Source organism: Paraburkholderia piptadeniae (genome assembly GCF_900007165.1).
Taxonomy (GTDB): domain Bacteria; phylum Pseudomonadota; class Gammaproteobacteria; order Burkholderiales; family Burkholderiaceae; genus Paraburkholderia; species Paraburkholderia piptadeniae.
This window is the reverse complement of the sequence record NZ_CYGY02000063.1, coordinates 68208-81975: the sequence shown is the minus strand read 5'-3', so window position 1 is coordinate 81975 and position 13768 is coordinate 68208. Positions and strand designations below refer to the sequence as shown.

Below are 13768 nucleotides of genomic sequence, written 5' to 3'. Positions count from 1 at the left end.
CTTCATGACTTCACTTGCTCTCGATTTCATCGACAGTCAGCGTGCGCAGTTCACCGCGCTTTCCGACCGGATCTGGAATCTCGCCGAACTGCGCTACGAGGAGTTTGCGTCGTCCGACCTGCATATCCGGATGCTGGATGCCGCGGGCTTTCGCGTGACGCGCGGCGTTGCGGACATCCCGACCGCGTTCGTCGCCGAAGCCGGCAACGGCGGCGGCCCCATTATCGGCATCCTCGGCGAATACGACGCGCTGTCCGGTCTCAGCCAGGAAGCCGGCGCCTTCACCTGCCGCCCTTCCAACGAGATCGCGAACGGCAACGGCCACGGCTGCGGCCACCATCTGCTCGGCACAGCCTCGCATCTCGCCGCCGCCGCCGTGAAGACGCATCTCGAACGCACGGGCCAGCCCGGTACCGTCCGCTTCTACGGCTGCCCGGCCGAGGAAGGTGGGTCGGGCAAGACTTTCATGGCGCGCGCGGGCATGTTCGACGATCTCGACGCCGCGCTGTCGTGGCACCCCCACGTGTACACCGGCATCTTCCCGGTCGGTTCGCTCGCGAACATCCAGGCCTATTTCCGCTTCACGGGCACCGCGTCGCACGCGGCTGCGTCGCCGCATCTCGGCCGCAGCGCGCTCGACGCAGTCGAGCTGATGAACGTCGGCGTCAACTACCTGCGCGAACATATGCTGCCTGAAGCGCGCGTGCATTACGCGGTGACGAACACAGGCGGCCTGTCGCCGAACGTCGTGCAGGCGAATGCAGAAGTGCTTTACCTCGTGCGTGCATCGCGCAACGACCAGGCGGTGGAACTGTTCGAGCGCGTGAAGAACGTCGCGCGCGGCGCCGCGCTGATGACAGACTGCCAGGTCGAGATCGTGTTCGACAAGGCCTGCTCGAACCTACTGGAAAACGCCGTGCTGAACCAGGTCATGTACGGCCATCTGCAGGCGATCGGCTCGGCCGGCTTCGATGCGGATGACGAAGCGCTCGCCGACGCATACCAGCAGCAGACACTGACCGCACAGAACATCGAAACGTCGTCGCGCTCCCTGAACCAGGCATGGCGCGATCCAAAGGCTCTGTTCGATGGGATCGATCCGTATGAGCCAGGCAAGGGGCGCCCGATCTGCGGCTCGACCGACGTCGGCGACGTGAGCTGGGTCACGCCCACTGCGCAATGCCACACGAGCTGCTATGCGTTCGGCACGCCGCCGCATTCGTGGCAGTGGGTCGCGCAAGGCAAGACTGCGCTCGCGCACAAGGGCATGGTGCTCGGGGCAAAAACGATGACGGCGACCGCGATCGACCTGTTCGCGTCGCCGGACACGCTCGCGCGCGCGAAGGCTGAACTGCTCGAGCGGCGCGGCGGTCGGCCGTATGTGTGCCCGATTCCAGACGACGTGGAACTGCCGTTCCGTCGTTGAGCGACTGCCGCGGCGCCGTGGTGCCAACACAAGCGGCGGCACGTGACAAAACTGGCCGCCGGCAAACCGGATCTCGGCCACGTTGGGGTAATCGTTCGAATGGTGCAAATCTGGTGGTTTCTTCCGAAAGGCGCCGATTGCTCAGTGACTTACGAATCCGTCGACTGCGCAAAAATCGCGGTGCCGATGTGCCTTGCCGCAAGCGGTTTCGCAAACTATCACCGCCAGATTTTGCACCATTCGAACGATTGCCCCACTTCGCAATCAGCGAAGTAAAGGCGTCACTTCGCATCAGACCGCATTCAATCTGTCAGTTCCCGTTCGTTCGAGACCATGAAGTCCGCTCGCAAGGTGGTTCTTATGGTTGATCTCTCGCGTAGTTTTGAGCCGCTCGCGCTACCTCGTCCTCAGGCGCGAACCGATACGATGTCTTCAGTCCGAAGCTAAAGCGACGGCTCTGTCACGTTGGCGAGGCTGTTCGGCTAAGATTGGGGAATGAAGAAGACGAAAACGCTGTATCACGGGCATGGGTTTCCCGCTACGGAGTCATCAGTTGCGCGGTCCCTGGTACTTCCCGCTTCAACCTGAGCCTGCGGGACGTCGAAGAGCCGCTGTTTGAGCGCGGTCTGTGCGTGACGTACGAGACGATTCGCCGCTGGCGCGACAAATTTGGTGCACCTTTTTGGACGACGTGCCAGGGATGCGCGGCGCAAGCCAGGTTCGACATGGCACCTTGACGAAATGTTCGTGAGCCTTCGCGGTGAACCATAGGTGCTGTGGCGAGCCATCGATGAGCACGGGAGCGAACTCGATGTCCTGCTGCAAAAGCATCGCGACAAGACTGCAGCCAAACGCTTTTTCAGACGCGTGCTACGTTCAGCGCCTTTGCCGCGAAAAATCGTCACTGACCGGTTGCGCAGCTACCCGGCGGCGAAGGCAGAAACATGAAACATCGTCAAATTATCAGGATGTAGATTGATGACGGAGATGGTGGAAGCGCGAAAGGGTGGCACAGATCACTGTCACCGGAGAACGAGGTAATTTTTCGTAGCAACTTCTCGATCACTGGTTAAAAAAGACCGCACCGGAGAGAAACGTCCGGTGCGGGGCCCAAAAACCAATGAGACGTTCCGCTACGGGGGTGACGGAACGACCGCAAGTATAGAGCGGAACGATCGACCAAAGCTGACCAATGCTGTAAGCGGCTTCCCCGGGCCGTTCGCCCTATCGCATACGTTGCCGCATGGCCTCATACGTTTCGAACGCCGGATCAATGAGTGTGCCTGTCCGATTCAGAATATCGCGGAACTCACAGATACCGAAGCCGGTGCGTCTATCGCTTCCGCAGCATTCACCAGGACTATATCGACAGATCGCGCCCGCGACGCTGCAGCCACGATGCTCCGTATCAGGCGTCGCGCATAGAATGCGTGAGAATAGTGTGTTCAAGTGCGCCGCCTGCATCAGTGAAGGCCGGGTACGCCGCCATCGAAGATGGAGCCGGAAATCTCTGGTTTTGAACAGGACTGGTACTGTGTCAGGCTCAATTGACTCGAACGCAGTAAGGCGAAGTTGTGCAGCGCTAATGGAAATCCCGGCAGTCCGCTAGTTCTAATATCAGTGACATCTGCGGTAACGACGAGTTTTCTCCATGTAAGCCAACGATTTTTCTGAGATCACTCAAGAGTCAGCCACAGGCAAACAATATCTTGAAACCGGGCGAAGTTCAACGTTTGGGTGATGGTGTTCAAGTCTTATGGGGGAGCCTTCATAGGCGAAAAGCGGCGCTGTGCTCGGTCACTGCCGCCTCAGCCGGACGCGATCTTGTCACGCAAATGAGTGCACTTGTTTGTCGGCGAGCGGCTTTAATGAGTGTCGCGCCGCCAACTCGAGCAGACGCGCGTCACATTCAAATCCGGCCTTGCAAACATCAGTTTCCTCCCTCATATAAAACGGCGCACGCACAGATGCAGTGATGATTCGTTCGTCTTAAACAACGTCGATGGAGTGCCACATGTACCAGTGGACATTAAGTTTATAAGTAAACGTCCTGAAGGCCTCACAAAAATGAAACACGTCAACCGGACGCCGCCTATACGCGCTGTAGCTTGCCAACACAGGAGATGGTGGAAGCGCTTCTTGCATGTTGCGATGCGCGATCAGTGAGTAGATTCAACTTACGAGACGCCGATGCTTATGCTGATCGTATTTGCGGGGTGCTCAACGATGCGGACGAGTTCCATGCAAACGACACAAACTTAACTGATAATAGGTCGCAAATTACGGTGCGGGCGAATCTCCGCACGGCGCGTGCCTTTATCCGTTGACTCGACCCCGCAAACTCTGAGCTCCCGGCATTTCCTCATTGGCCATGAGATGCACTGGCCACTGCTATCAAATCAGCCACGACTTAAGCATCGAGTGATAAGGCTATTTGCATGTGCATGGTCGTCGCGTAAAGCGTCCGCGCTTCTGTGCAGGAAGCAGGTGGGCGATTTTATTCGCTCTGCGTAGTTTGCCGAGCCGTCGGACGCCGTAATGGTCGTAGCGGCGTACACGTGCGGAACGTTGCTTCCTAAATATCGGCTGAATTGATGTGATTTTAACTATTGGCTGGACAACAGTGCCTAGCGCGGTCGAGATTCAAACAATCTAATGAGCAATTCGCTATTCCATCACGCATCAGAATTCGTCAGCCTCGTGTGTTTTTCTCACTCTACAATTGCTTCGCTTCCGCAATCAGAAACAGCTGGTCACGTTAAGCTTCGCAACGCCACCAAAACCTCCCTTTGTCGTTGCGGGCGTTTGCCTAGCCTGCCTGTATCAGTAAGATTTCGAGGCCATTTTACCTGCCCAAAGTTTATTTACTCATAAGTCAGTAATATAGGAGACAGACGGATGTCCAAAGAACGAGCGCACGAGCCTTGGGTTCCGTCCAATTTCTGCAAGCTGTTCGTGAATCCGCAGTCCCATCTTTTCGCCGCTTTGCAAAGGGCGTCGTGCGACACCGGTGCGCTTGACGTGGCTCCAGACCAACTCGTCCGGATTGAGGTCAGGCGCGTAACCAGGCAAGAAGTGCAAGGTCAATTTGCCCTAGGTGCTGGCGACGTACTCTTTGACGACGGCTTTCTTATGCGCGGGCAATCCGTCGACGATCAGATGGACCGCCTTCCTGCGTTTGAACATCAGCTTCTTGATCAGCGTCACAAACAGCTCGCCGGAGAGCCCGCCTTCATGCGTCGCAAACCAGAAGGCACCCTTCGAGTTGACTGCCGACGCAGCGCTCATGCTTTGCCGCTGACCAGGACGTTCGACGACCGGTGTCTCACCACGCTGCGCCCACGTCTCGCCATGCACCGAATCAGCGCGAAATCCGGATTCGTCCCAGAAGAAGATGTCCGCGTTTTCCAGTCGTGCCTGTCTGGCAATGGCCGGATACGTATCGCGCTGGTAAGCGCGCTGCAGTGGCTTTTGCGGTGTCAGGTTCAGGCGTGCGAGCAGCGCGCCGATCGACGCCAGACTCAACGTGACATCAAACTCCTGTTGCACCAGTTCGCGAACCACGTTGCGCGTCCACAGACCGAAATCGAACCCGTACTGCATCGGATTCTTGCCGTTGATCCATCGCAGCACACGCTGCTCCTCAGCATGCGTGAGCTTGCGGGGTCGGCCCGTGCCTTTGGTCGAGCGCAACGCTCGCGCTCCACTGTCTCTCGCCTGTGCGCGAATCTTGTAAGCCCACGATCGATTCATTCCGAACGATGCCGCGACCTCATTCGGATGTTCTCCTTTGGCCATACGTTGAACCGCCAGGATCCGCATTTCTTCAAGGATATTGTGAGCCAACGCTCTGCCGTCTCTTTTCATATGAGGCGTCGACGTGGGCAAGGGCGTCCAGTTCACAAACTTGTCCGCTAAGTTACTAACCTATGAGTAAGCATTCGATACCTGGGTGGCGCGGGCTCTTTATTCGTCCCACGATCTTTGCACGAGTATCTATCTTCAGGACCGCACGTTTTCTAGGCCAACGTTCTATCTCAAGCATCATCATGGCTTTAGCAGGAGCGCATATACACGGACTAGATGTGATTAGACGTAACGTATTCTTTGCGAAGGAGCGCTCAAGCGCTCGGCGTGAAAAAGTGGTACGACCTGCCTTGAACACCGCGTTCGGCGATAAGCTGTTGCCTGTCTCGAAACGCGCATTGGTTCCCATGGTGCCGGAGTGAGCAAGCACCTTTATCTCGTCCCACCGTGCGACAAACTAACTTTACTAACTCCGGCAGAAGAAGCCATGGCGGTCTTGACTACGTTTACGAGAGAAAATGCGGTGTCGGTTAACTGCTGCGATACAAAAACGATATGTATCGTAGCTTCAATCCGTAATCTTGCACAGATCGAAGGCGCGTACGGATCGGACGCTGCGCTGGCCGTGAGGCATATTGTGCATGAGCGCGCGCGTGAATTTTCTATGCGCAAGTCTGGAATCGTAACGTTCAGCGGTGGCCTTATCTTTTTTGTGATGCCCCGAGATGATTATAGTGAGTCAGATGATGTGCCTCATGTTCTGGACGACAACAGCATCGTCGAATCGGTCATCGCGGCACTCGGCGACGAACCGGTACCAACCGTCACAGGCATGATCCGCGCGGCAATCGACGCTTCGATCCCGCCAGATGTTGACGAGCCGTTCGATCTTGACGAGGTCGGACCTCATGCAGCGCAAATGGGTGGTAAAACCTGGCGCGCCGGGTACATGACAGATATGCAGACTGCCAACGAGGTGTTTGACGCACTCGAACGCGGCGAATTGTGTTTTCGTTATGAGAAGGTCTGCAGCGCGTGCGACATCGGCATCATCGGATACTACGAAGCACTGCTGTGCACGACAGAGAATGGAATGCCCGTCAGTGTCGGCAACAAGATTCCCGTTCTCGAACGGCTCGGACTGATTGGCCGTCTAGATAAGTGGGTAGTGGCATCCGTCATCGAAACGCTGCGGGCATGCCCTGATGTCTCTCTCGGATGTAATGTTTCGGTTCAGAGTGCGACGCTCGACGGATGGTGGGCGACGATAATAGAAAGACTCACCAGAGAGCCGCAGGTAGCCAGGCGGCTCGTCGTCGAGATTACGGAAAGCGCGCTGTTTACCGACATGGATGCTTTAAGCGACTTTATTCGGGTGTTGCGACTGCTGGGATGTCGGGTTGCGCTCGACGACGTTGGCGCGGGCCATAGCTGTTTAAAGAGTCTCACCGAACTGCGTGTCGATATGGTGAAGGTCGATGGTTCATATCTGCGCCATGCCCGCGCGACAGACCGCGCGAGAGCGCGCTTGCGATCCCTGGTTCAGCTGGCGCGGCTGTGTGCATCGCACGTTGTGCTCGAGGGTATAGAGCGCGAGGCAGACGTGCAAATTTCCCTTGCATGTGGCGCCCAATGGGTACAGGGATACCTCTTCGATCCCATTTTTGGTTCCGATTTGACGCATCCGGTTACCAATCGCGATAGAGGAGACTGATTGGCTACACTCAGCCCCCCGACGCGCGGATCAGTCCGTCTCACGGGCAATGGAAGACAGAGAGACGTTTGGCAAGGTCTTATGCGCTGGGGGCAGCAATAGATTTCCGCGTGGCATGCGTCGTTCGACCCGGGCTTACGGAGGTCCGGACCAGCGTCAACAGACAATTGGCTGACCCGACGAGGTCAGGAAAATCATGAGCGACAATGATCGCCCGAAACCGAAAAATCGCGTCTCTATCGATATTCTTCGTCGACAACGCCTGTTATCGAGCCTCGACGAAAACGCGCTACGCGCTATCGCGGCGCACGTCCGAACCCGACAGTTTAAACGTCGCGACATGGTGATTCACCGGGGGGAACCGGGCTTTGCGTTGATGTTCCTGTTTTCTGGCCGCCTACAGCAGATTTCGCTTAATGAAGACGGTCGCGAAATCGGACTTGGCTTCATTGAACCCGGGGATTATTTCGGTTTGACATCCATTATTGACGGTCACCCGCAAACCAATTCGGTGGTGGCAATCTCCGACGCGCTTGTGGGGTATCTTGACCGCGAGCATGCCGAACGATTTCTCTTACGATCGGTGGAAGTCACCTATTTGCTTCTGTGTCAGCTATGTGAGTCAATCCGACAAGGATTCGATGATCGCTCGAGACTGGGGGTTACGAGCTCCCGTGCACGCATCTATGCTGTACTGTCAAGCATGACCACGGTAAGCCATGATGGCATGGTAACGATCGAAAGACCGCCAAGCCAGCGCGCCATCGCGATAACGGCGAACGTCAGCCGGGAAACCGTATCACGCGCAATCAACGTACTGATCGAAAACCGGATTATCAGAAAGGATCGTGGACGCTATCTCGTTCTTGACGAACAGGCACTACACCGCGCCGCGCTTGGGGAAGTCGCTTTCGGCGAGGCACGCAGTGAAGAGTCTCGATGACCAGGCATGCGTATCAAGGGGGCGTGCAGGGCAGTGCTTTTGTTCCGGAAATGCTACCGGGTCTTGATTCGGTCCCTCAGTCAACCCGTGTCTTATGTTAATGTGCGAAGGGCCGTAGTACGGTGAGCGTGCCGGGACGCCGGACATCCAATCCGCGCTCGACCGCATCTGGCGTTATCTGCTCATATGCGCTGCTTCTGCGGTCACCGATGGTAGTGTCACCGTCGTTCGAGAGCATGTTCTGACAGCTTGGAACAACTGCCTGCACTGCTTGAATTCCCGTCGCAGGATCGTAGCCGACGCCGGCTGCGATGCCTGATGTGCTGCCTGACGCATATGCTCCGGTCGTCGAAGGACTGACGTTGCGCATGCTACGCCCGAGCGCGTCACATGGCACGAGAGCACGCGCGACGTCGGGATCGCCGCCGATAAATGCATTACGCGAAGATTCCAGCATCGAAGGCTGCGAGACGGCGCGGCTGCGCAGGTTAGAGCGCCGGGCAGCGAGCGCATTCGGGGCGTGATGGTCCGTTTCCGGGCGAAGCCACGACGCCTTTCCTGTCTGCCGCTGCGTCGGTGTTGATGCGGTTTGCGAGGATGGCAACGTTCGTGTGACCACGTCGGACGTCTGCGCACGGGTTTGGACCGCATACGTTAGTGAGAGGATCAGCGCCAAAACGCGCATCAGGTGTGAGTTTTGTCCACTGGATCCTTTCATGGCTCTCGCTGCCCGATCCGTTGTGCAATGGCGTCAATCATTTTCTGGGCAAGCCGTCGCCGGTCATAAGCAACAGCCACGCGTGCTGCGTTTGATCGGTAGTGGTTGAGGCGCGCGGGATCGCCGGCAAGACGCACGACCGCCTCGGCGAGAGCGGCCGGGTCCTCGGGCGCGACGATCTCTCCAGTTCCGAGCAATTCGACCAGTTCTGAGGCCTCTCCGCGTGGCAGCGCTGCGAGAATCGGGGTGTGCATCGCCATTGCTTCGAAAATCTTTGAGGGCAACACGCTGCGAAACAGCGCCAGGTCGCGCAGCGGGACGAGGCACAAGTCACACAGCCCGAGCAGTGCAGGCATGCGCTCCTTTGGCTGCCGTGCCACAAAGCTGACGTTGTGGAGTGCAAGTTGTGCAGCGTGTGCCTCCAGTGAGCGCTTCTCTGCCCCAGCCCCGACCATGATGAACGTGATATCGGTGCGATGCCTGAGTCGTGCGGCCGCTTGGAGCACGTTGTGCAGACCATGCGCCATCCCGAGAGTGCCCAGATAACCCACGACGAAGCGCCCACTCAAGCCCAGTTCCTGAACGAGTTGCAGGTCGCGCGGTCCGGGGGTGAAATGCGTGAGGTCAACCCCGTTTTGCACGACTTCAATCTTGTCGGCGTCGATTCCCCGCTCGGCCAGTTCGCGTCTGAAGGAATGCGTCACCGAAATTATTGCGGCGGCGCTGCGATACAGATAGAGTTCGAGCGCTTCAAGCATCTTGATTGCGACGCCAGATCGCAATGCACCGACAGCGACGATAGATGCAGGCCATAGGTCTCTGAGTTCTAAGACGAAAGGACGGCGCCGCAGACCTGCGATGATGCGCGCGCCGAGCGCTGCGAAGAATTGCGGCGACGTGCCAATCACCACGTCGCAGCGCGGCAGCAGCGGAGACGCGATGATTGCAGCCATCATGAACGACACGTAATCCAGCGTGCGCTTGACGAAGCCTTCGTTGGCCGTCATGTACGTCTTGACGCGAACGACGTCGATGCCGTAGACGTTTTGGCGCTGCCACCAGCGGTTGTGATAGCCCGCGTAAAGTTTGCCTTCCGGAAAGTTCGGTGCAGTGGTAAGAACGGTCACCGAATGGCCGGACTCGACCCATGTACGCGCATGTTCGAACGTTCGTGAAGCAGGCGCGTTGGTCTCAGGGTAAAAATTATCAGTGACGAAAAGGATCTTCATGCCTGAGTCCGGAAGGAGAGGCGGGTGACGAGCGTCGCGTGCAAGAATGAGAGGCGTAGCACCTTGCACGGCACCTTCACACCGAAGCGGGGGTAATGGAAATCGTTGACAATATGGGCGGCTGAACCCGTATGCGTTACATGACAGACTACTTTCCCGTCCGCACTGCCGATGACGTGACCTGCCGCGCTTTCGATCAGGTCGATATGCGCAGCGAATCGCAGCGTCGCAAACGTGCCCTGAAGGTCTGCGATCGTGCGGCCGTCAGGTCTTTCGAGCCGGTCAACGATCAGCAAGGTTTCCTCGTCTCCGTGCCAGGTACGGCGATGGATGATCGAGCCGGGCAGGTGCGCATAACCGGTGTGCGCCGCGCTGATGCTCCAGGTGGCGCGGTCGATGGCGCCTAGAGAGACAGCTTCCCCTGTTCTGGGCGTGCCGCTGTTGTCCGCTCGCCTGGATCGTCCGCGATGGGTTTGCGCCCGCATGTCAATGTCGATGGGGTACGCGCGCCGTCCGACGCGAAACGCGCTCCATACGTCCGAGGAGTTTTGGGCCTGGTATGTCACCGTGTTGTGGGCGGACGTGCCGCGTTCGATCATCCTCTGCTCATCAGCCACGTAGGTACTTGTGCCCGCATCGATAATCAGCCGTTGACCATGGAGCGACAGCTCAAAGGTCAACGTATCTGCATGGGCGTGGCCAGGCAGATAGTCCGGGCCGACCCGCGCGACGTCCAGGAACGCCACGTAGTCACCGCATTCAGCACGGACATAGCCGGACGCATCGAGTGTGGTTAGCGGTGGCCGGTACGATGCAGGTTGCACCTCGAGGGCCAGTCTTCCAGCATACTTGGCAAGCACGGCATATGGCCGTGCGATGCCGAAAGCGGCGTCGTTGAACTGTACGATCTCGCCGTCCGGGTGTGTCATCGTTCTCAGCCACTGCATCATGCGCGGCAACGGCTTGCGCGCCAGCGAGAGGCAGTTCTCGGCGTCGGCGCAGCGCCTGTGTGTGCCGATACACGTGGCGAGGTTGACGATATCAAGCAGGTCCTCGATGAATATCGCGTGATACATCGGGCTCAACTCGATATGCCCACCATCCTCTAGCACCTGTCGCGGCAACTCGCGGCGCAGGATTGCGAGGCCCGTCGCGAGCCAGCAGGATGCTTCCGGCGTGTCGAAAAACAGACCGGCGCAGACGAGCGCCTTGGCGTTCGCGAACAGGTGATTGCCGAGCAAGTGATATTCGAGCCTTTGTGCCAGATAGCGCGCCTGAACATAGAGGCTTGTCAGTGCCACGCTAGTCATGGGCTGGCCCGTGCTTCCCCATTTGATCCAGTTGACGATGCGCAGCGACAGTGGATATGGCTCCCAGCCCGCGCCCATCCCAACTGGATTAGCGACGATCCACGCGTCAATCAGCCGGCCTAGCGAATGCGCATGGTGGTTGCGCGTCGACTGGTTCAGGTAGTTGAAGTAGTGCAGGTTGTACAGCCACAGCCGCTCGTACTGCGGATTGTTCCATCCGCCGTTCAGATCGCCGTCGCGGTTCAGGAAGCGGAAGAGCTTGTCGCCCAGATACTCGTCCGGGCTCGAAGCGAACGTCGCAGGCAGCCGGTCGAACGTGGCAGGTCGCACGGCCCCATCGATGTGCACGTTGATGCGCGCGTGCGGCAGCAAAACGTATCTGGCGCGATACAGAACCTGAACAGGACGCAGATGGCGAACCGTATGGAACAGGCGTAGCGCTTGCGATGGTGTCATCCCAGTTCCTGCGCGATATCGATCGTCACGCGGCTGACCTCGAGCAACTGAGCGAGGGGGATGGGTGCCGGACCATTGTTGGCGATAGCGTCGACGAACGCGGCGACGCAGGCTTCCTGTCCCTTGTTCTGCCGCCACAGGTTCAGCTTGGTGAACTGTGGCCAGCCATAGCCACGAAGTTTCAGGAAGTTGTCGAGTACAAGCGCCTTGCCGCTACAAAACACCTCGAGCCGCTCTTTCGGCAGTGACCGGTGGCCGTTCGCGAAGTAGTGAATAGTGCCGATGGATCCCGATTCGAACTGCAATGTGATGCTGGCGGTATCGCAGGACGCAGGTGCAGTCGCATTAAATCCGGTTGCCTCAAAGGACACAATCTGACTGTCGGCGAGATGGCGCAGTAGATCGATGAAGTGGCAGGCTTCCCCGATGATCCGTCCGCCGCCGCTTTCCCGGTCTTGCGTCCAGTGATCGGTTGGAATCATCCCTGCGTTGACAGTCAGCACCAGTGCCTTTGGTGCAGCCAGGGGCGCTAGCAGGCTTCTGACCCGGGCGACTTGTGGCGCAAAGCGCCGGTTGAAGCCGACCATCAGGATTGGTTCGGGCCGCGCACCGGTTCGCGCGGCCGTGCGTGCCTGCTCGAGTGCTTTTGTGATGCGTTGCAGTTCGTCATAGGTGAGGCATAGCGGCTTTTCGACGAATACATGCTTCCCATTCCGCAACGCTTCGATCACGAAGTCCGCATGCGTGTCATGGCGCGTCGCGACTACCACCGCTTGCGCGTCGCGCGATGCGCACAATCCAGCGGCGTCGGTTGATGCGAACGCTGCAGCGTGCTTGCGTCCATAGTGCGCGGCGGTCACCCCATTGCGTGACGCGACTCCGTTGATCGCTGCACCAGCACTTCGAAACGCGGGGATCAGCACACGTCCCGCATAATTGCCTGCGCCAATCACGTTCACGCGCACGCCAGATGCACCCTTGACCGGCGCGTTATTGTCCGCTGCGAGCGGCACCGTCTGGGCGTGCGAATCGGCTGCGACAATCTGTGTCGTGTTTGACTTCGCACCTGCGCTATCCGCTTGAGGATAATTGATCACGATGCCCAGAGAGGGCGTCCTCTGGACGAGAAGCGCGTACGCACGTTCCGCGTCGGCGAGTGTGAAGCGGTGTGTGATGAGGGTCTGAGGCGTGAGCCGCCCGTCGGCCATCAGTTGCAATGCGGCAGCGATATTGCGATTCTCCGTCCAGCGCACGTGACCAATCGGATAGTCGATACCCTTTTCTTCGTAGCGCGGATCGTAGCGTCCGGGGCCATAGGAGCACGACACCTGAAAGCTGAGTTCTTTTTCATAGAAGTCTGCGCGAGACAGGTTCAACCCCGCCACACCTACGAGAACGATACGTCCGCGTTTTCGGGACATCTTTGCGGCTTGTGCAACGGGCTCGTCACTGCTGGTGGAGGCACAGATCAGCACGCCGTCCGCGCCAATGCCGGCGGTGCGCGCAAGCACCTCCGCCACAGCATCTGCGCCCGCCGGCACATGGGAAGCGCCAAAGGTTGCCGCGCGCGCCGCGCGCACCTGATCGTGATCGATGCCAATCACTCGGCAGCCGTTGCTGATGAGTATCTGTACCGTCAGCAGGCCTAACAACCCGAGGCCGATCACCACGAAGGTTTCGCCAAGCGTTGGCGCCGCAAGCCGAACGCCCTGCAAGCCGATTGCGGCCGGAACTGCGAATGTCGCGTCCTCGTCCGTTACGTTGTCGGGAATGCGTACACACAGATTTTCTCCAACTGTCACATATTCGGCGTGTTTGCCGTTGGAGACAACGCGGTCACCCACCTGGAGGCTGCCGACATCAGAGCCTACCGCTGCGACCACGCCGGCATTGCAATAGCCCAACGCGAGCGGTTGATCGAGTTTGTCGGTGATTGCAGACAGCGTTGCCGCGAGCCCATCGGTTCGGACCTTCTGCAATGCGTCGCGCACGCGATCGGGCTGTTGCATTGCCTTGCCGAGCAGGCTCGCGCGGCCGAAGTCGACTAGCATGCGCTCGGTGCCCGATGAAAGCAGCGTGGTGGTCGTCTCTATTAGCAGGCTGCCGCGCGAGATCGTCGGCATCGGAACATCCCACAGCGCGGTGCGGCCGTCCTTGAGATTTTG

The 13768-nt window shown here is 58.5% G+C and carries 8 protein-coding genes and 2 pseudogenes; 5 read left to right on the top strand and 5 right to left on the bottom strand.

The features are described from left to right. Positions 1 to 4: 4 nt before the first annotated feature. Together BN2476_RS30405 and BN2476_RS30400 are read left to right on the top strand one after the other, a co-directional pair. On the top strand, positions 5 to 1426 hold the full coding sequence (locus BN2476_RS30405) for a M20 family metallopeptidase (RefSeq protein WP_087737910.1): 1422 nt from the start codon (positions 5 to 7) through the stop codon (positions 1424 to 1426). 495 nt (positions 1427 to 1921) lie between these two features. Further along, positions 1922 to 2368: pseudogene (locus BN2476_RS30400) on the top strand (IS6 family transposase); the annotation flags it as partial. A 1926-nt stretch (positions 2369 to 4294) separates the two neighbouring features. On the opposite strand, the pseudogene BN2476_RS30395 reads toward BN2476_RS30400, so the two are convergent. Then, positions 4295 to 5293, bottom strand: a pseudogene (locus BN2476_RS30395) (IS630 family transposase). 427 nt (positions 5294 to 5720) lie between these two features. Here BN2476_RS30395 and BN2476_RS30390 point away from each other — a divergent pair. Then, complete coding sequence (locus BN2476_RS30390; protein ID WP_087737909.1) at positions 5721 to 6947, top strand: EAL domain-containing protein; 1227 nt, start codon at positions 5721 to 5723, stop codon at positions 6945 to 6947. 196 nt (positions 6948 to 7143) lie between these two features. After that, entirely contained in the window at positions 7144 to 7890 is a 747-nt protein-coding gene (locus BN2476_RS30385) for a Crp/Fnr family transcriptional regulator (RefSeq protein WP_087737908.1), read from the top strand. A gap of 97 nt (positions 7891 to 7987) precedes the next feature. On the opposite strand, the gene BN2476_RS45800 is transcribed toward BN2476_RS30385, so the two are convergent. Genes BN2476_RS45800 through BN2476_RS30365 form a run of 4 tightly spaced genes read right to left on the bottom strand, consistent with a single transcriptional unit; the run spans position 7988 to position 13486 of the window. Beyond that, positions 7988 to 8608 (bottom strand): hypothetical protein, encoded by a 621-nt coding sequence (locus BN2476_RS45800; protein WP_143811079.1) that lies wholly within the window; start codon positions 8606 to 8608, stop codon positions 7988 to 7990. Next, positions 8605 to 9837 (bottom strand): glycosyltransferase family 4 protein, encoded by a 1233-nt coding sequence (locus BN2476_RS30375; protein WP_087737906.1) that lies wholly within the window; start codon positions 9835 to 9837, stop codon positions 8605 to 8607. The genes BN2476_RS45800 and BN2476_RS30375 overlap by 4 nt, the downstream gene beginning before the upstream one ends. Next, a complete protein-coding gene (locus tag BN2476_RS30370; RefSeq protein WP_087737905.1) occupies positions 9834 to 11603 on the bottom strand; it encodes a heparinase II/III family protein in 1770 nt (589 codons plus the stop codon). The genes BN2476_RS30375 and BN2476_RS30370 overlap by 4 nt, the downstream gene beginning before the upstream one ends. After that, positions 11600 to 13486 carry a bi-domain-containing oxidoreductase gene (locus tag BN2476_RS30365; protein WP_438942912.1) on the bottom strand — a complete coding sequence of 629 codons (1887 nt, stop codon included), beginning with the start codon at positions 13484 to 13486 and terminating at the stop codon, positions 11600 to 11602. Before BN2476_RS30365 ends, BN2476_RS30370 begins: the two co-directional genes overlap by 4 nt. On the opposite strand from BN2476_RS30365, the gene BN2476_RS48610 reads away from it, so the two are divergent. Then, positions 13415 to 13651, top strand: a complete 237-nt coding sequence (locus tag BN2476_RS48610) for a hypothetical protein (protein ID WP_235851029.1) — start codon at positions 13415 to 13417, stop codon at positions 13649 to 13651. The genes BN2476_RS30365 and BN2476_RS48610 overlap by 72 nt on opposite strands. Positions 13652 to 13768: the final 117 nt, after the last annotated feature.